This is a genomic window from Actinomadura sp. NPDC048032 (assembly GCF_040653175.1).
Classification (GTDB): domain Bacteria; phylum Actinomycetota; class Actinomycetes; order Streptosporangiales; family Streptosporangiaceae; genus Spirillospora; species Spirillospora verrucosospora.
On sequence record NZ_JBEZJP010000009.1, the window covers coordinates 31034 to 50268 of the forward strand.

Annotated in this window: 14 protein-coding genes; 4 read left to right on the forward strand and 10 right to left on the reverse strand. The window is 69.0% G+C overall.

The annotated features are described in order from the left end of the window. Positions 1-325 precede the first annotated feature (325 nt). The 4 genes from AB0C69_RS02810 to AB0C69_RS02825 form a co-directional block, all read right to left on the reverse strand. Positions 326-1789 (reverse strand): SulP family inorganic anion transporter, encoded by a 1464-nt coding sequence (locus AB0C69_RS02810; protein WP_360348915.1) that lies wholly within the window; start codon positions 1787-1789, stop codon positions 326-328. 40 nt (positions 1790-1829) lie between these two features. Then, the gene (locus AB0C69_RS02815; RefSeq protein WP_360348918.1) at positions 1830-2459 is read right to left on the reverse strand and encodes a carbonic anhydrase; all 630 of its coding nucleotides are present in this window, start codon (positions 2457-2459) and stop codon (positions 1830-1832) included. A gap of 222 nt (positions 2460-2681) precedes the next feature. Next, positions 2682-3050, reverse strand: coding sequence for a hypothetical protein (locus AB0C69_RS02820; RefSeq protein ID WP_360348921.1), 369 nt, complete (start codon positions 3048-3050; stop codon positions 2682-2684). Positions 3051-4768: 1718 nt separating this feature from the next. Next, positions 4769-5587, reverse strand: coding sequence for an MBL fold metallo-hydrolase (locus tag AB0C69_RS02825; RefSeq protein WP_360348924.1), 819 nt, complete (start codon positions 5585-5587; stop codon positions 4769-4771). 112 nt (positions 5588-5699) lie between these two features. Between AB0C69_RS02825 and AB0C69_RS02830 the strand changes: the two genes are divergently transcribed. Next, positions 5700-6308 (forward strand): XRE family transcriptional regulator, encoded by a 609-nt coding sequence (locus tag AB0C69_RS02830; protein WP_360348927.1) that lies wholly within the window; start codon positions 5700-5702, stop codon positions 6306-6308. Positions 6309-7237: 929 nt separating this feature from the next. Here the strand turns inward: AB0C69_RS02830 and AB0C69_RS02835 are convergent. From AB0C69_RS02835 to AB0C69_RS02855, 5 genes are all read right to left on the reverse strand, one after another. After that, positions 7238-8047 carry a carbohydrate ABC transporter permease gene (locus AB0C69_RS02835; protein ID WP_360348930.1) on the reverse strand — a complete coding sequence of 270 codons (810 nt, stop codon included), beginning with the start codon at positions 8045-8047 and terminating at the stop codon, positions 7238-7240. Between the two features lie 25 nt (positions 8048-8072). Then, positions 8073-8930: a sugar ABC transporter permease gene (locus AB0C69_RS02840; protein WP_360348933.1), complete on the reverse strand. Its 858-nt coding sequence runs from the start codon at positions 8928-8930 to the stop codon at positions 8073-8075. A 110-nt stretch (positions 8931-9040) separates the two neighbouring features. Then, positions 9041-10312, reverse strand: coding sequence for a sugar ABC transporter substrate-binding protein (locus tag AB0C69_RS02845; protein ID WP_360348936.1), 1272 nt, complete (start codon positions 10310-10312; stop codon positions 9041-9043). A gap of 49 nt (positions 10313-10361) precedes the next feature. After that, positions 10362-11960: an FAD-dependent oxidoreductase gene (locus AB0C69_RS02850; RefSeq protein ID WP_360348939.1), complete on the reverse strand. Its 1599-nt coding sequence runs from the start codon at positions 11958-11960 to the stop codon at positions 10362-10364. Beyond that, positions 11957-13006, reverse strand: coding sequence for a LacI family DNA-binding transcriptional regulator (locus AB0C69_RS02855; protein ID WP_360348942.1), 1050 nt, complete (start codon positions 13004-13006; stop codon positions 11957-11959). Before AB0C69_RS02855 ends, AB0C69_RS02850 begins: the two co-directional genes overlap by 4 nt. Before the next feature lie 190 nt (positions 13007-13196). Between AB0C69_RS02855 and AB0C69_RS02860 the strand changes: the two genes are divergently transcribed. Together AB0C69_RS02860 and AB0C69_RS02865 are read left to right on the forward strand one after the other, a co-directional pair. Beyond that, complete coding sequence (locus AB0C69_RS02860) at positions 13197-15539, forward strand: hypothetical protein (protein ID WP_360348945.1); 2343 nt, start codon at positions 13197-13199, stop codon at positions 15537-15539. Positions 15540-15560: 21 nt separating this feature from the next. Beyond that, positions 15561-17210, forward strand: coding sequence for a glycoside hydrolase family 13 protein (locus tag AB0C69_RS02865; protein WP_360348948.1), 1650 nt, complete (start codon positions 15561-15563; stop codon positions 17208-17210). A gap of 167 nt (positions 17211-17377) precedes the next feature. Here the strand turns inward: AB0C69_RS02865 and AB0C69_RS02870 are convergent, their stop codons facing one another. Beyond that, positions 17378-18535, reverse strand: coding sequence for a serine/threonine-protein kinase (locus AB0C69_RS02870; protein WP_360348951.1), 1158 nt, complete (start codon positions 18533-18535; stop codon positions 17378-17380). 340 nt (positions 18536-18875) lie between these two features. Here AB0C69_RS02870 and AB0C69_RS02875 point away from each other — a divergent pair. Then, on the forward strand, positions 18876-19235 hold a 360-nt coding region (locus AB0C69_RS02875; RefSeq protein WP_360348954.1), incomplete at its 3' end, for a hypothetical protein.

The following is a 19235-nucleotide window of genomic DNA, read 5'->3' on the forward strand; positions in this document are numbered from 1 at the left end:
TCAGCCGGATCTGCTGGGGTTGTTGCGCTCAGGGTGCTCGCGGTCACCCTTTCGGGATGGTCCGGTAAGGCGGTTGCCCGTTGGAGCCCGTTCCCGGGACCAGATCGGAGCACACCGATCGCGCCCCGTCCGAACGGCTGACGCTGGGACGGCAGCGGTTCTGGGTCCCAGGGTCTGGCCGGACGAACGTTGACCGTCTGGGCTGACCTGCACATCCTGCTCGACGGGCACCTGGTCCGCACATGCCCGTGTGAGACGGAGTGACGGGGGGGCAGATGCGGGCAGGACGCCCGCATCTGCCCCCGTCACGGGTTCCGTGCGGACCTCAGGATCGGGCGTCTCCGACCGGGACCATGTCGAGGCTCGCCTGGTTGTGGCGCTCCACCCAGTTCATCAGCGCCGTGTGGCAGGCGTGGTCCAGGTGCCGCAGACCGGTGAGATCCAGTTGGACCGGCCGATCTCGGGGGAGCTTCTCCAAGGTGTCCAACATCTGCGGTAGACGCAAGAACGTGGCGTGGCCGGCCAGGGCGACACGCACCGGACGCCCGTGCGCGCCGGTCACCTCTTCCCTCTCGTCCACCTCGATCTGGATGTGCGAGGTCTCCCAGGCCGTCTTGATCACAGCCAGCACCAGGCCGAGCAGCACTCCCTCGAACAGGTTGAGGACGACCACTGCCGTGGCCGTGAGGACGAGGATCAGTGCCTCGCCGCGATGACGGTGCCACAAGGGGCGCAACTGCTTGACAGGCATGAGTTTCCAGCCGGCGTGCACGAGCACGCCCGCGAGGGCGGCGAGCGGGATGATTCCCAGCGCCGCAGGGAAGGCCGCGGCGAACAAGAGAATCCAGAGCCCGTGCAGGACGCGCGAAGCCTTGGTCTGCGCTCCTGCCTGCACGTTGGTGGCGCTGCGTACGATCACCGCTGTCATCGGCAGGGCTCCCAGGAGCCCGCACACGGTGTTGCCGGTGCCCTGGGCCATGAGCTCCTTGTCGTAGTCGGTACGGGGACCGTCGTGCATGCGATCGACCGCGGCGGCGCTGAACAGGCTTTCCGCGGAAGAGATGAGCGCGAATGCCAGCACGGTTCCGAGGACGCCGATCTCGGCCACTCGGGCCACGTCGCCGATGCCGGGTGGCTGGACAGCTCCGAGAAGGCCCTGTACGTCCAGCCGAGCCACGGGCAGATCCAGCAGGAAGGACGCACCCGTCGCCAGAGCCACGGCCGCGAGCGGCGCCGGAACTTTTCGGACTCGCTCCGGCAAGTGCGCCCATCCCGCCAGCAGTGCGACGGTGCCCGCGCCGACGCCGAGCGCGGCCAGCGCCGCGGCTGATCCGGTGCTGTCGAGGAGCAGTCCCGGCAGCCCGGCGAGTTTGGCCAGGCCCGAGCCGGGCGCGGTGGCATCGGCCATGGCGTACAACTGCCCGGCGATGATGGTCAGGCCGATTCCGGCGAGCATGCCCTCCACCACGGCCACGGAGATCGCGCGGAACCACCGCCCCATCCGCAGCGCGCCGAGCAGCAACTGCAGGAGGCCCGCCGCGAGGACTATCGCGCCGAGCGTGCTCAGGCCGTATGTCTGGACGGCCTCGTACACCAGGACGGTCAGGCCCGCGGCGGGCCCGCTGACCTGGAGGCTGCTGCCGGGAAGCAGACCGGTCACCAGGCCGCCGACTATGCCGGTGATCAGGCCCAGCTCGGCCGGGACGCCGGAGGCGACCGCGACTCCCACGCACAGCGGCATGGCGACGAGGAAGACGACAAGGGACGCGGTGATCTCGTTCCGAAGCACTCGGGAGGACCGCAGGGTCATTGGGAGCATCGGTCCTCACCTACAGGGGAGAGAAGGTGTCGGCGTCCGGCCGGTGCGCCAGCACCGATCCGGTGTGCACTTCGTAGTACCAGGCGTGCAGGCCGATCCGGCCGTCGGCGGCCCGCTCGTCCACGCCGGGATAGGCGCGCAACCGCTCCAGTTGATCGAGCACATGTCTCTGGACCGCTGCCGCCAGGTCGCCGCAGTCGGCGGAAGGGGATGCCGCCCGCTCGGATGAGGCGTTACCGGGCAGACGCGGCGAGGTGCCGGCGGCCTCGGCCAGCCAGGTGCGGACGGCGGGGGCGGCGCTGAGGTCGTCGCCGCGGACCAGGGCGCCGACGGCCCCGCAGTGGGAGTGGCCGCACACCACGATGTCGGCGACGCCGAGGATCTCGATCGCGAACTCGATGGTCGCCGCTTCGCTGGTAGGACGGTCCAGCCGGTACGGCGGAACGATGTTGCCCGCCGTGCGCAGCTCGAACAGCTCACCTGGACGGGCTCCGGTGAACAGGGAAGGGATCACGCGCGAGTCGGAGCAGGTGATGAACAGCGCCAGGGGCGACTGGCCGTCGGCGAGCCGATGCAGTTCTCCGCCGTTCTCCGCGGCCCGGGAGCCGAACGTTCGGGCATGGTCGATGAAAGTGCGCATGCGAAATACCTCCAGGGTGTCCCCGCGAATGCGAGGGCATCGTAGGAGTTGGACAAAGGATGATCTGACGGTGTGGTCGTCCGGTCGCGTCGACCCGTTCCGATACCGATGTGCGATAAGAGCGTCGTTCAATTCATGTGGCATGGTCGTAACGACCAAGCACGACGGCTTACGCCCTCAAAATGGTGCTTCGGCAGGAAGAACACGCGCCGGAGGGCGCTGTCAGCAACGGAATACCTGGAGGATGGCGGGTATGTTCCCGGTGGTACGTCTGCTGATCGCGTGCACGAGCCCGCCGACGCGGCGCGGAAACGCGATCGTGCTCGCGCCGACGGTGAATGCCGAGCGTGTCGGGGTGTCCGGGGCTTTGACCTCTTTGGGGTTGGCCACGCGACTGCTCGCCCGGACAGTCAGATGCTTGGGCGACTCCTGCGCGGACTTCCGCTCCTCCGAACTGGAGCGAAGTGCGCCCGAGTCGCTCAGCTGAATGCTGCCCGCCGAAGTCGGCGCCGTGAACTCGCCGGGTCCTGCGCTTTGGAGAGCCGTGTCCAGGACCAGGTGCAGGCAGCCGCAAAGGACGATGATGAGCAAGGCGGCGGCACGTCTCATCGTGCTGTGCCCTACCACCGGCGACGTCCTCCGATCGGGCCGGGCTCATCCAGCCGCATCGTCCGCTACCAACTGACCTGTACGTGAAGCGCTGATGGCTCGCCAAGCTGCTTGACAGTGCATTCGAGCGCCCGGCAGAAAGCGGGTGGCAGCCAGATCACGACCCTATCACGCATCGTTAGTCTCTGATCACGAAGCCGGAATCGGTTCCAGGGATGGCGAGAGCTTTCCGGTCGGCCGTGCCGGCTTGCGCGGTGCCGGGGTGGCGGCCAGTCCCGTGCGGTCGGCCACCGGTCCCATCTTCTGCATAGATAGAAGATGATGGTTGGAGTCCCGGGCGGCGGCGATCCCCGTTGCTTCGCACGATCGTGCAGCCCTGCCGGATTGCCTCTCAACGCACGAGCTAACGGGGACCGAAGGGCAACGGTGGCACTTCTATGCATTGTAGAAGAAGATGTGGGCATTGGTACAAGTTTGAGGGGCGCGTCCGCTGGTCCCTGCCGACCTCGAAGGGGCTCACCTGGTCGCCCAAGGCCGCGCCAGCGCGCCTCGCTGGCTGCCTCGAATCCAAGTGCCGGTCTCGCGCCCTCCCAAGGCCCACATCAGCGCCTCTGTTGGCGCCCCGCGGCAGAGGATGTGCCCGCCTGATTTCCAGGAGCATGACGCCGCCGCTCTTCATCGACGGCTCCGAGACGGTGCCCCGGGCGCCGGGCCAGGACGCTGACGGTGGTGGTCATCACTCCGGCGCTGGCCGGGCGGGCGCGGATGCCAGTGAGCGAGAGGCCGACGAGCAAGCTGGTCAATGGAGCGGCTTTCAGGAGTCCGGGCGGGCCTGATGCCTCTGGCTACCGTGGGTCAGCGAGGTCGTGGTGGCGGGGGTGGGAGATCACCCTCCTCCTGCCGTGAACGAGGGCACTAGAAGAGCGCTCTACCGGTCACTCTGTGTGGTTGAAGGTGGGATGCGTGCTCGCTGCATGGTCGCTCAGGTCCACCCGTCGGGTCGGGCGCCCGACCTGTTGGGGCATGCCGCCAACAGGTCGGGCGCCCAGGGTGGCCTCACGTCCTGCTTTCGGCTGGGCGCAGTTGGCAGGTCACCTGGATCGTCTGGAGGCGCTGCCGCTGCTACGTCGCACCGTCTGATCGCCCCGGAAAGGCCCGCTGATACGGCACGGCCTTTCACCGACTTCGGCTTCGCGCTCATCCGCGCATGGCGGGACGTGCTGCTGCGTGCCGCCCCGCCTGTCCCATGACCAACGAGCCGTCCGCTACCTGGCCATGACCCGCAAGGCGGCAACCGCCACCGTTCGGCCCGGCGGCACCGTCAACACCCGCGACTACGCCCCACAGCACCGGATCAGCTACCGCGATTTCCTCGTGGTGTATTCGGCGGCTGGCATCGTGCGGGGCGGCCCCGCGCTTCCGGAATTGCGCCCCACACACCCTGGGAGTCGATCGCGACCTTGGGCGTGCTCAGGCGCGCCCGGACGGGGGCGGGCCCCTCCGCGTCTCCTTGGTTGATCAGGCCGGGCACCGATGGCCCGGAGAGCGCGTAGACCAGCAGGTAGAAGGTGCCGCCGACCAGGACCACCGCCGCGAAGACCATCAATGGCACACCGAGCAGCTGGAGCGACTGTCGGGGCCGAGACGGGGGGAGTCTGAGCAGCGCCATCGCGAGTGGGGCCGGGAGCCGACAGGCTCGATCAGCCGATCGGTGGTGCGAGGTATTCCAGCGCATAACCGTCGCCGGAGCGGGTTACACGGGCGATGCCGGGGGAGTCGAGGTGGGCGCCGGCCACGAAGTGGTGTGGTCGGGTCAGTTGATCGAGGAGCTCCCCTCGCGCGGCGCGGGCCTGGGACTGGTCGCCGTCGAGCTCCCAGGAGACGTTCGGCTGCTCGAATTGGAGCGTGGGAACGTGAACGGTGTCGCCCCAGACGAGAAGGTGGCCGGCGCTGCTCCTGATGTCGTAGACGGTGTGACCGGGGGTGTGGCCCGGTGTCGGGACCGCAGTGGCCCATTCGTTGATCGCGGCCTTCTCCGCCACCGGCACGACCCTGTCACGGATCGGCTCGAGCCGCCCCGTGAACACCGAGGCGTCGCCCGCGCCGATCCATACGCGCTCGAGTGCGGTGAACGCCTCCGAACCGTTCGGTGCGATCAGGCCGCTCACGTGGTCCTCGTGCTTGTGGGTGATGGCCACGTCGGTGATCTGCGCACGATCGATTCCCGCCTCGTCGAGCGCGTCGTAGATCAATCCCATGGTGGGGTCGTGCCAGACGTCGGACGCACCGGTGTCGATGAGAACCGATCGCGTGCCGTCGGTGACGAAGAAGGCGTTGACCGACAGCCGCAGGTTGTCGTCGGCCAGAGGGACGGCGGCCGGCAGTTCGTCGAGCGGGCGCCCCTCCTCGTCGCGGAGCCGTGTCGGTGGCATGTCGATGTACCCGTCTCGCAACGAGACCACCTGCAGGTCGCCGAATGCGAAGGTGGCGTGGTGCCGGCCACTCGAGATCAAACGCATGGAACCCCTGTCATGTAGGGCGCACGACGTGCGTCTCCGATAGAAGACTAATGTCTTCTTTGGAAGAAACCATACACTGCGGCGGCGAGGTACTCGTCGATTGAGGAGCACAGTGGTCGAGCAGGACAGAGACGCGGCCGAATCACAGCACGGTGATGACCTGGCCGGCGCGTTCGGCGGTAACGTGCGGCGCCGTCGCGAGGAGGCGGGCCTGACGCTGGAGCAGTTGTCCGCACAGTCGTCGGTCAGCCGGGCAATGCTGTCCAAGGTCGAGCGCGGTGAGAAGAGCCCGACGATCGGCGTGGCGTCCAGGATCGCCCACGCGCTCGACGCGTCGCTGTCGGACCTGATCGGTGCACCGACCGCTGCGGTGTCAGGTGTGGCCATCGCCTTGCGCAAGAAGGACCGTCCCGTCTTCCGTGACCCGGAGACCGGCTTCGAGCGGCACATAGTGTCGGCGGCCCCGGGCGCGGGAGGAGCCGAGGTGATCGTCCACTATCTTCCGGCGCAGGTCTCGACCGGGCTGCTGCCCGCGTATCCGCCCGGTACGGAGAAACAGGTCGTGGTGCTCGAAGGCACCCTGACCGTCGCGATCGGAGGGATCAGCGAGACCCTGAACACAGGCGACTCCCTGTTCGTCCAAGCCGACGCAGAGCACGGCTTCGCCAACCGAACGAACGCCCCCTGTGAATACATCATGGTCATCTCGCGGAGAAGCTGATCGGCTGCAGCACATGCCTGACCTGCAGCAGGCGGCTAAGCGTTTCATTCCGGCCAGATGCTCTCGGCACCCCGACCCGACACCAGCCACCGCGCCCTTGCTGCGGGTAAGAAGCCAGGCTGGGACGACTTGGCCGCTCCTCGGCAGTGGCGGCGACGGTGCCGGTCAGCATTCGGTGAGCGCGCCGGTGCGCTCCTCGGACACGGACGAGCGGTTGGACGAGCCGCGCCGCCCCGCCGCCCAGCGTCCGGGTGCGCAAGCTCGGCGGTGTCGGCCTCGCGTCCGGCCTTGTGGTGCGCGGGGCAGCAGTACCCGGCGTCGCGGCGTGCGCCGCGACTTGCTCGGGGTGCTGAACGGCTTGGCGGGTATCGAGCCTGAGGGCGGCCTTGCGCCGGCCCTTCGCGACCGTGCGGCGCAGGGAATCGTTCGTCGCGGGAAGGTGCTGACCTGGGCATCCTCGGCCGGGCAAGCAGAGGCCCTCGTTCTTCACGACCTCACTGCCTGGAGTGCTCCGACAGTTCGTTTCATCTGGAGGACGCCGTCGCGGTCGAGGGCCGCACCGTCGATGACGCCCCGGTGATCAGCGAAGCCTTCTCCTGTATGGCTTCGCGTTCGCCGTGGATTTCAGCCGACTGGTCCACGCCCTCGCCCCGCCCAGTCCTGTGCGCTGCATGATCGTGATCGACGTCGAGCCCGCCAGCACCTGAGGAACCAAGCCCTCTCGAGGCCAGTCCGGTGGCACAGTTGCCATTTCTCGATGATGGCGCTGCCGACGAGAGGGCCAGCGACGCCCCGACCACCCCGCTTGTCAGGAGGTTCCCGGGCGAGGGGGGTGTTCTGCGCCGGGCTCGGGTGGCGGCCGCGCGGGGGTAGCGGGCGGACCCGGCGCGGTGTCCGGGCCCGCTGCGCGAGCGGTGGGCGTTCCGGCCCTATTTGAGGCCCGAGTGGGCCAGGCCCTCGACGAACTGGCGCTGGGCGATGACGAAGACGGCCAGGACCGGCAGCACGGTCATGGTGGCGGCGGCCAGTTGGGTGTTCCACATCTCGGCCCCGTAGGAGTCGGCGAACCGGGTGAGCGCCTGCGGGAGTGTGAACAGGTCCGGCGAGGTGAGGTAGACGGTGGGTTCCAGGTACAGGTTCCAGGAGGTGAGGAAGGTCAGGATCGCGACCGCGGACAACGCCGGTCTGGCCAGCGGCAGGAAGATCCGCCACCAGAGCGCGAGGCGGCCGAGGCCGTCCAGCCGGCCCGCCTCCTCCAGTTCGGCCGGAAGGGCGATGAAGAACTGCCGCATCATGAAGGTGGCCAGGACGCACGGTCCGGCCAGCGCGGTGACCAGGATCAGCGGCCAGTGCGTGTTGATCATCCCGGCGCGTTTGAACATCTGGAACAGCGGCACGATCGTCACCTCACTGGGCACCAGCAGGCCGACCAGGACCACCAGGAACAGGGCGTTCGCGCCGGGGAAGCGGATCCGGGCGAACGCGTATCCCGCGAGGCTGGAGACCAGCAGGGTGATCAGGGTGACCAGGACGGCGATGTAGACGCTGTTCAGGTACTGCCGGGCGAACGGCTGGAAACCGAACGCCTCGGAGTACGCGGACAGGGTCGGGTCGCTGGTCCACAGTGACGGCGGGGATTTGAAGATCTCGGGCAGCGGCTTCACCGAGGCCGCCACCATCCAGACCGTCGGCACCACGAACGGGACGGCCAGGACACCGAGCGCGGTCAGCAGGGCCACCCGCCTCAGGACGGGGGAAGGCGGCTTACTCCTCATGGAACACCCACTTACGACGCAACTGCCACTGCACCAGCGTCAGCAGCATGACGAAGGACAGCAGCAGCAGTGCCAGCGTTGAGCCGTAACCGATGTGGTTGAACTCGAAGGCCTGCTGGAAGACGTAGTACACGAGCACCGTCGTGCTCAACTCCGGGCCGCCGCTGGTCAGTACGGCGATCTGCGCGAACGACTGCAAGGCCCCGACGATGGTGATGATCGCGGTCAGCAGCACCATGGGGGAGATGAGCGGCAGGGTGATCCGGGTGAAGATCACCCTGCTTCCCGCGCCGTCGAGGCGGGCGGCTTCGTACAGTTGCGCCGGCACGCCCTGCAGGGCGGCCAGGAAGAGCACCATGTTGACGCCGACGCTGCGGATCACCTGGGTGACGATCACCGACACCATCGCGGTTTCGCCGCGCTGGAGCCAATTCGGGCCGTCGATGCCGGCCACGCCGAGAACCCCGTTGATACCGCCGTTGTCCTGGAGCAGGAAACCCCAGACCAGGGTCCAGGCGACCACGGAGACGACGACCGGGGAGAAGAACAGGGTGCGAAAGAAGGTCGCGCCGCGGAACCGCCGGTTCAGCAGTACGGCGAGCAGCAGGCCCAGGCCGATGTTCAGGACCACGACCCCGCCGCCGAAGACGGCGGTCGCCCGCAGTGTCGTGGGGAGTTGCGGATCGTCGGCCAGGGCCTTGTAGTTGTCGAGTCCGACGAAGGTCTGCTCGCCGGAGAAAACGTTCCAGTCGTTCAGGCTGTACCAGATCGCCAGCCCGACCGGGATCAGCACGAACAGCACGACCCCGACGAGTTGCGGAGTGATGAAGAGGTAGCCCGCGAGCACGTCTCGGCGCCGGGTCGTCCAGAACGGCGCCTTGGAGGTGTTCCGGGCCGTGGCCGGCGTCCGGGAGGCGTCCGGTGCCCTCGCTCTGGTCTTCGTGAGGCCGACCATGGTCACTTGGCCAGGAGCGGTTGGATCGCGGAGCAGACCGACTTCAGTACGGCGGGGACGTCCGCGTCGGCCTTCCACATCGCGTCCAGCGAGGTCTTGCCTTTCTGGGCTATCTCGGCCGGGTTGGTGTGGTTGGGCAGGGTGACGGCGTTCGGCAGCTGGTCGACCACGGCCTCCTGGAGCTGCGTGGCGGTCAGGAACTTGTTGCCGGCGGCGAGCTTCTCGCCGGTGAGCATCGACTTGCGCGGCGGCGGGAAGAACTGCGCCAGCTTCTCGGAGTTCGTCGGGTTCGTCAGGTAGGCGAGGAAGTCGGTGGCCTGGGTCTTGTGCTTGCCCGCGGCGAGAACCCCCATGCCGGCCTGGCCGATGACGGAGTACTCGCCGGCCGGGCCGGCCGGCAGCGGGAACAGCGCGTACTTGAACTTGCCGGTGAGCAGCGAGGAGCGGGAGACCTGGGCCACGGTGAAGGCGGAGTCACCGGCGAAGAAGTCGGCCGTCGTCCCGGGGCCGGGCATGGCCCGGGTCTTGAACACGGCGTCGTGCAGGAAGGTGAACGCCTTCTGCATCTGGGGGCTGGTGAAGGTGCAGGTCTTGCCGTCCGGGCTCCAGGCGGACGCGCCGAAGCCGGTCCACACGGTGGCCAGCATGTTCCACGACTTGTAGTCGAAGTCCCGGATGACGAAACCCGCCTTGCCGGTGTCCGCGCGGACGGCCGCGCCGGCGGCGGCGACCCGGTCCCAGGTCAGGTTCTTCGGGTCGATCTTCTGGTCGGCCTTCGCCAGCAGGTCGGTGTTGACGTACAGCGCGTACGGAGAGGTGGAGAACGGGTAGGCGTACAGCGTGCCGTCCCGGCTGAACTCCTTGGTCGCGCTGGCCTCCAGGTCGTCGTACCGCCAGCCGGGGGTCGCCTTCAGCTTGCCGGTCAGGCCGACCAGCGCGTCGGATGCCATCAGGTCCCTCGACAGGTCGCCCATCCAGGCCAGGTCGGGAGCGTTGCCGCCGGCGATCTGGGTGGTGAGGGTGGTGTTGTAGTCCTCGAAGGGCAGGCTCTCGAAGGTGATCGAGGAGACCTCGGGGTGCTCGGCCTGGTAGGCGTCGGCGATCGAGCCGAACAGCTTGAGCTGGTCCTGGTTCGAGGTCCAGACCGTCATCCTCAGCTTGACGTTCCTGGCGTCGGAACCCCCGGACCCATCGGTGGGCGAGCCGCAGGCCGCCGTCAGTGTCAGGGCGCTGGTCAGCGCGAGAGCGCCGACGAGCCTTCTCGTTCTGTTCATGGTGTGCGTCTTCCGTAATCTCGGCGCGTGCTGCGCCTGCGGGGTGGGGTTAGTAGCCGGCGATCTGCGGCCAGTGGAGTTCGATCCCGACCGCGGTCAACCTGTCCTGGAGCCGGTCGACGAGGTGATCGTCGGTCGCGATCTGCCGTGGGCTCAGGCCGAGTTCGAGGCAGTACGCGACCAGCTCCCCGGCCGATTCACCGACGTTCCATTCGACCGGGTGCAGCCGGTAGGCGCCGTTGGTGATGTGGGTGGTGCCGATGTTCTTGGCGGCCGGAACCAGGTTCTGGGTGGCCACCGGGACCAGCGCGCCGAGCGGTATCTCGAACGGTGCGCATTCGACGTCGATGTAGTTGTCGCCGCCGGTGGAGGGGTGCAGGTCGATCCGGTACATCCCGACGCCGACCGAGCCGTCGAACCGGGCTGGTCCGGCGTCGCCGCGGGCCTTGACCGAGATGTCCTGCTCGCGCACGGTGGTGAGGGCCCTGATCCGGCGGGACTCGCGGATGTACGGGGCCTGCGCGAACCCGTCGGCGGTGCCGACCAGGTCGCCGCGCAGCCGCAGTCCGGGCCAGCCGCGGCCGCCGTCGGGGCGGGGCGCCTCGGTCTGCAGCCAGTGCACGTAGGCACGGGACTGTGCCTTCGCCGCGTCCAGGTGAAGCCGCCGGTCGTCGGTGTCGATGATCGAGCCGCCCACGTAGTCCAGTTGCGGCCAGTTGGCCAGCACGATGTCGCTGTCGTAGAAGCCGTCGGCGAAGTTCTGGCGGGCGGCGATTCGCCGGAACTGCCACAGATCCCGGTCTCCGGCGTCGAACCGGGGGTCCCCGGTGGCGTCGGCGGCCGGGTTGACGTTCATCGTGCGGTCCTCCGGCACGAGGGTCCGGGGGTTCGGCGCGGTGAAGGACAGCATCGGCGCGCCCCAGAAGGGCAGCTCGAAGGAGCGCCAGTGGTCGTAGTCGTCCGGCCGGGCGATGGTGTGGTCACCGGCGACGTGGTCGAAGACGAAGCACCACGCGATCGACTGCACGTTGCCCGGGTCGGCGGCCTCGGGGGCGCTCGGCTCACCGGTGTCGGACCGTGCCTCGGCGCCGACGACGTACTCGGTCCCGGTCAGCGGCAGCAGGTCGCCGGTCTCGGTTCCGTCCAGGACGTACTCGGCGGTGATCACTGTCTCGGCCCGGGTCCGCGGGTCCGCGACGGTGACGGTACGGACCACCGCGTCGCGCACCTCGGCCTCGACGGGCACCGCTGGCTGCAGGACGGTGAGCCGCCCCGCCGACCTGAACGGCGCGAGCAGGGCGGTGAGCACCGCATGGGCCACCCGCGGTTCGTGACACAGCCTGCTCACCCGGCCACGGCCCGGATTGAGCGCGGGGTCGGCGCGCGCGGCGGCCGTCAGCGGATAGTGGTCACGGTAGTAGCGGCGGATGTCCTCGCGCACCGCACGGTAGCGCGCGGTGACGCCGAACTGCTCCACCCAGATGTGCTCGTCGGGCGGCACGGCCTGCGAGGTGAGCTGTCCGCCGAGCCAGGCGTACTCCTCGGTCAGCACGACGCGGCGGCCCCGTTGCAGCAGCGCCAGGGCGGCGGCGACGGAGCCGAGGCCACCGCCGATGATCGCCACCTCGGTCGTGATCCGGCCCGTCATGACGGCGTGTCCGTTCGCGCGACGATCGTGTCCCCCGGCTCGACCTCGGCCACCAGCAGCCGCTCACGGTCCAGCCCGGCCCACTTCTGGGGGGCCGTGTTGATCAGGAGCTGGAGGAGATCGAGGGCCTCGGCCGCCAGCTGTGGTCTGGGCACGTGGAAGCCGGCCAGCGCCCGGCCCTCCACGCGATGGCCGCGCACTTCACCGAGCGCGGCGAGCGAGACCTCGTCCGGTACGGCGACCCCGGCACCGGACAGCGCGTGCGCGACGTCCTCCGCCAGGAACGCGTCCTCCGCGATGATCAAGGTCGCGCCGGTCGCGCGCGCCAGTCGGGGCAGGTCGGCGATCCTCTCCTCACCGACCAGCAGGAAGGCCAGCCGGCCCGCCGCGGAGGCGCCCTCGACGGCATCGCGCCGGTCCCGCGCGGTCGGCGTGTCCCGGCCACGGTGGACATACAGCGCCTGCTGGTGCCCGCCGGCCGCCGCCTGATCGATCAGCACCGTGGTCGGAGTGGTGTAGTCGATGGCCACGTACGGCACCTTGGCGGCGGTCTCGTCCCGGCGGCCGATCGCGACGAACGGGAACTGCTCGGCGACCAGCCGCTCCAGCTCCGACGCGACCATCTGCTGACCGAGCAGGACGCAGCCGTCGGTCAGTCGCAACCGGGTCTTGGGGTGGAAGAGGCGGCGCGTGCCGTTCTCCACCGGGGAGGAGGTGAAGAACAGCAGGTCCCACCCGATCTGCTCGGCCGCCCGCTCGATCCCGTTCAGCAGCGGACCGTAGAAGTCCATGCTCTCGGGGGACAACGCGGCCTCGTACGTGAAGACGCCGATGATCTGGTTGTCCAGGCCGGCGAGCCGGCGGGCCGCGGGGTCTGCGACGTAGGAGAGCTGCTCGATGGCCTGCCTGACCCGCGCCCGGGTGGCCTCGGGGACCCGCACGTTCGAGCCGTCGCGGTCGTTCAACACCACCGACACCGTGGTCTGGCTGACGCCCGCCAGCTCCGCGATCTCGCGTTGCGTGACACGGCGAGGTCTCGGCGACATCGCTCCTCCATCGTGAGTGGCCAACCTGATAATGCCTAACTTCAGCTCTGGGTGATGACCGTATTTCACGAGGATCGCCGGGGCAAGTACCGGTTGACACCAAAGTAGCGGCCTGGAAACGTGTCGTTCACGGAGCTGCAGATAGGCATTATCAGGGTCGGCGTCACCGAACGCCGGACAGGAGCAGACGATGACCTCCGAAGCCTTCTCCCGACCCACGCTCGACCGCCGCACCTTTCTCGGCGCGGCTCTCGCCGCCGGCGTCGTCCTCGTCGCCGAGTCGACCCCGATCGCCGCTCACGCCGCGGCCGGCGACGTCTCCCTGACCGGCGGCGGCATCAGCCTGCTGGCCAGTGCGGGCGGCAGGCTCGCCATCCGTGACGGCGCCGGCGTCACGCGGTCCGCCGGGTCGAAGTTCCAGGTCAAGGACAGCGTCACCGGAATCCACGTGTCCACCGGCGGCACCCCGACCCTGAGCGCGCTCCCGGACGGAACACCGGCGATCCGCATGGACTACACCTTCGACGCCGCCGCTGGACCTACCGCCGTCACCGGCTGGTTCAGCGTCGGCACCTCCCACGCCGTGCTGGAGTGGCGCGTCACCGGAGCGGACACGCTGGTCCCGGACGGCTTCCTGTTCAGCAGGGCGATCCAGGCACCGGCCGCGCCCGACGACTACGTCCCGATCACCGAATGGGTCCGTGACGCGGGCGGCGGCATCCCCTACGAGGACACCCTCTGCGTCGCCCACACCTCCACCTGGTCGGCCTCCCTGCACGGCCTGTTCCTGCTCGACCGGTCCCGCCAGGCCTGGACGAACGCGACCTGGGTCCACGCGCCGGGCGTGGCCGACGCGGGCGGCGGCTGGACCAGCCGGGCCGACTTCTTCTTCTCCGAGACCCGGCCGTCCGCCACCGCCACCATCGGCCGGGGCCGTGAACTCGGCCTCGAACTCACCACGAACCGCGACTTCAACCTGTACGAGTCGGCCGGTGAACAGATGGAACTCACCGCTCTGGTGGCCAACGGCGGCAGCGCCGCCTCATCAGTCGACCTGAAGCTGTGGGTGCGCGACTTCGACGGCGCGCAGCTGGCCGCCACGACCGTCACCGGCAGCGTCGACGCGGCCGGCACCTGGCAGCACACCTTCACCCTGGCCGCGCCGACGGGCGGGATCGCCCTGGCCGAAGTGGTCGTCAGCTCCGGTGACGACCAGGCGTTCGCCCGCACCAACCTCGCGGTACTGCCGGCCTACGACTACCAGGCGGGCACGGCCGGCATGTTCGGCGTCGCCAACTACCCCTGGCTGCAACGGCCGAGCGCCACCGCCCTCCTGGACTTGTGGCAGAGGGCAGGCATCGGCCTGGTCCGGATCGCCTACGACGGCGGCCCCGGACTGCCGCCCGCCGACTTCGACGCCCGCGGCATGCGCCACAACATCGAACTCCAGCCGTCCCTGGAGGCGACCGACACCGAAGCCGCCACCTGGGCCGCGGACAAACTGGCGGTGGCGGTCGCCGCCGGGGCCGAGTACTTCGAGATCGGAAACGAGCTCAACAGACCGTTCAACACGGGCGACGCCGCGCAGGCCTACCTGGACAAGGCACTGCGGCCGGTCTTCGACCGGCGGGCAGCCACCGGCGACACCGTCAAACTGATGAACAACGGATTGGCCGGCATGGACAAGCCATGGGTGGAGAACTTCATCGCGGCCGGCGGCTGGGACCTGATCGACGCCTTCGCCTACCACCCGGGACGCGGCAACTTCACCCCGGACTACATACCGCCGGGCGACGACTGGACCACCGACGGCGACGGAACCTACTGGAACTTCTACGGCGGCCTGCGGCAGTTGAAGGCGCTGATGGCCGAGCACGGCGAGAAGGAGATCTGGCTGACCGAGGCATACGCGCCGACCAAGCCCAACAGCTGGTGGCACGACACCTACCGGCACGCCGCGGAAAACGTGCTCCTCACCCTCGCCCTGGCCAAGGCCGAGGGGATCCGGGGCGTGTGCTGGTACCAGTTCCACGACGGCGTGCTCGGCATGCCCCAGATCGCCGACCCGGACAACGTCGAGTACCACTACGGCCTGATGAACCGCGACCTCAGCCCGAAGCCCTCACTCCTGGCCTACGCGACCGCGGCCCGCACGCTCGACCAGGCCACCTTCCGTGACTGGCTGACCTTTGCCGACCCGCAGACCTTCGGCCTGTGGTTCGACACACCCGACGGCCCCGCGGTCATCCTGTGGAACCGCGCCGACGGCTACCTGCTGAACACCGCCGGCCCACGCACCGACTGGCACTTCCCGGCCCCCGAGATGTGGACCGACCCCTGGCCGACCAAGACCCCGCTCGCGGTCGCCGCCACGACCGCCGTACGGCAGGTGAACGCGATCGGACAGGTCACCCAGATCCCGGTCACCAACGGCAGCGCGACGCTGACGCTCGACGGCGCGCCCCGGATCTACTACGGCCTCCTCCCGCACAGCGACAGCGCGGGCCACCACAGCCTGCCGGCGCCCGCCTGAGACACCAGGTCCGAGCCCGACATGAAACGACCAAGGAGCAGCAACACCGTGCCCGCCACCACCGCCACCACTCCCTGGTGGCGCACTGCCGTCATCTACCAGGTCTACATCCGCAGCTTCGCCGACGGCGACGGCGACGGCGTCGGTGACATCGCCGGCATCCGCTCCCGCCTGCCGTACCTCGAATCCCTCGGCGTGGACGCCCTCTGGATCAACCCGTGGTACAAGTCGCCGATGGCCGACCACGGTTACGACGTGGCCGACTACCGCGAGATCGACCCGCTGTTCGGCACGGTCGCCGAGGCGGAGCGACTCATCGAGGAGGCGCACGCGCACGGGATCCGCATCATCGCGGACATCGTCCCCAACCACTCCTCCGACCGACACGCCTGGTTCCAGGACGCGCTGGACGCAGGCCCCGGCAGCCCCGAACGCGCGCGCTACATCTTCCGCCCCGGCCTCGACCCCGAGGGCGCCCTGCCGCCCAACGACTGGGAGTCCCGCTTCGGCGGCCCGGCCTGGACCCGGGTGCCCGACGGCGAGTGGTACCTGCACCTCTTCACCCCCCAGCAGCCGGACCTCAACTGGCGACACCCCGACGTCCACACCGAGTTCGAGTCCGTCTTGCGCTTCTGGTTCGACCGCGGAGTGGACGGCTTCCGCGTCGACGTGGCCCACGGTCTCGTCAAGGACCCCGAGCTGCCGGACCTGGCCGACCGCGAAGGCGGCGTGCACCCCTTCTGGGACCGCGACGAGGTCCACGACATCTACCGAGCCTGGCGCAAGGTGGCCGACGAGTACCCCGGCGACCGCTGCTTCGTCGCCGAGGCATGGACGGACACCCCGGAACGGCTCGCCGCCTACGTCCGTGAGGACGGCCTGCACACCGCCTTCAACTTCGACTTCCTCATGACCGAGTGGAACGCGAAGGACCTGCGCGCCGTCATCGATGACACCCTCACGACACTCGGCGCGGTCGGCGCCCCGGCCACCTGGGTCATGTCCAACCACGACGTCATGCGCCACGCCAGCCGCTACGGCCGCGTGGCCGCGAAGAAGTGGGTGGCCAACGAGTCCTACGTCCCCGCCGGCCCCGCCGACCTCGAACTGGGCACCCGGCGTGCCCGCGCAGCAGCCCTGCTCACTCTCGCCCTGCCCGGCGGCGCCTACATCTACCAGGGCGAGGAACTGGGCCTGCCCGAGGTGGAGGACCTGCCCGAACACGTCCTCCAGGACCCCGTCTGGGAACGCTCGGGCCACACCGAGCGCGGCCGCGACGGCTGCCGAGTTCCGATCCCCTGGTCCGGACGGACCTCACCGTACGGGTTCAGCCCACAGGCCACCACCGCGCCCTGGCTGCCACAACCCGCCGACTGGGCGCCGCGCACCGTGGAAGCCCAGAGCGGCGACCCGGACTCCGTACTGGAGCTCTACCGCGCCGCTCTCTGCCTGCGCCGCGACCATCCCGCCCTCGGAGACTCCACCTTGACCTGGCTGGACGACACTCCCGCCGGAGTTCTCGCCTTCCACCGCAAACCCGGCTTCATCTGCGTCGTCAACTTCTCGACCGAGCCGTACCACCTGCCGGAACACACCTCGATCCTGCTGGCCAGCGGCCCCGTCGAAGCCAGCCGACTGGCCCCGGACCAGGCAGCCTGGCTCACCGTGTAGCAGGCCACACCCGAGAACCCCAGGGCCTGTCCCGTCTCACGCCCCGCTATCCGGACAGGCCCTGGAGCGCCCTGATGCTGGGCATAGGCATGCGCATCGCCGCCGCCGGAGGCGCGCTACTGCTGGTCATGATGCGGTCAAGTGAACCTCCAGCCAAACGGCATGGTTCACTTGTGCCTACCTTTCTTGTGTTTGGGTGCCCTCTTAGCTGGTTTCACTGTCCTTTTCGGGGACGGTTCTTGGCGCTCGACGGCTGACTTCTTCTCCGTGGGCGTTCCCGGAGGCGCGCCGCCTGCCGGAGGCGCCGATGTGGATGCCGTCGGGACCGGGGCAGGTTCGCCCCCAGCAGAGGCGACCGCCAATCCGATCGCACCCGCGATCACGACCGCAGTGGCCGAGGCTCCTGCGGCGATCCCGTAGAACTTCAACGAACGGGTTCTCGACACGGGGGACGGCAGGTCGACGACAGGCAGCCGGGCCGTGGAGGTGACGGCCGCGTCCGGTACGGGGCGGTCTGCACGCCAGGACTGTTCAGCGAACCAGGCGGCTACCTCGGCGGCCGTGGGACGCTGTTCGGGTCGCTTGCTCAGCAGCCGCATCAGATAGTCCTCGAACGGGCCTGGCAGTCCCGGACACCAGTTCCGGGGCGGCACGGGTGCGGCGTCCACGTGCTGGAACACGACGGCAGCGGCGTTATCACCTTGGAACGGCGGCCGACCGGTCAGCAACTCGTACAGGACACAGCCGAGAGAGTACACATCGGAGGCGGCGCAGGCCGGCCGGCCCAGGCCCCGCTCGGGCGCCAGGTAGGTACTGGTGCCGATCACCTGACCGGTCATGGTGAGAGACGCCGAAGCCTCGCCGGTGAACCGCGCGATGCCGAAGTCGGCGATCTTCACGGTGCCGTCGGCGGCCAGCAGCAGGTTTCCCGGCTTGATGTCGCGGTGCACGACGCCCTGCCGATGCGCGGCGGACAGCCCCGACGCCGCCTGCGCCGCGATGTCGGCGACCCGCGACGGCGTCATGGCACCACGCAGGGGCCCTGCGTGGGCGAGGCTGTGTCCCTGGACGTGCTCCATCACCAGGAACAGCCGGCCCTCATGGGTACCGAAGTCGTACACCGCCACAACGTGCGGATCACTAAGGCGGGCCGCGGTCTGCGCCTCCAACAGGAACCGCTCGCGTGCCTCCGGGTCCGGCGCGGCCGTCAGCAGCAGCTTGACCGCGACCGTCCGATCCAGGTTCTGGTCGGTGGCGCGCCAGACCTCGCCCATCCCTCCCTTGCCGATCGGCTCGTCCAGTCGATATCGACCCGCTACCAGCACTCGTCCTCGATCCCTTGTCCCCGATGGCCACGCCCGTGTTCGAATGCGCAACTATCCAAGAACAGCGCTCAATCCAAGCGGAACATCACATCAAGCCCCCGTTGCGGAGCACCCGGGGCCTTGCCGTCGCAGTGACTCCGTCCGGCTTGGCAGCAGGTGCCTGGGCAGGGGGCCGGAGGCCGCCCGCCGCGTTCGGCGGCGCCCTGTGACGCACGACGCGATCGTGTTGGCCCGCGCCGATGAAGCCCAAAAGAGGCTTTAGCATCCGTCCACTGTTCGGCGCCGACCGTCCGCACAGCGCACACCGGGCAGCCGCCACCTCCCGAATCAGGGAGGCCACATGATCATGCGGGCGGCGCGAATGCCGAAGAGAAGGTTCGCCGCGGTCGCCGTCGCGGCATCGGCGATGTTGCTGTCGACGATCGCCGTCGCGCCGAGCGCGTCCGCCGACCCCTACATCGGCCCCGGGGGAGAGCCGAAGGTCGACGGCATCGAGGGTCCTTGGAGGTGGATGGACCGGCCGCGCGGCGAGGAGTCGAAGGACTACCTGCCCTCATGCGCCAAGTTCTACGTCTGCCTGTACGTGCTCTCGAACCAGACGAGCACGAGAAACTACTGGTACGTCTTCCGGCTGTACGACGAGAAGTCCTACGGCGTCCACAACTTCAACTACGACAGCAAGTACCAGTGGATCATCAAC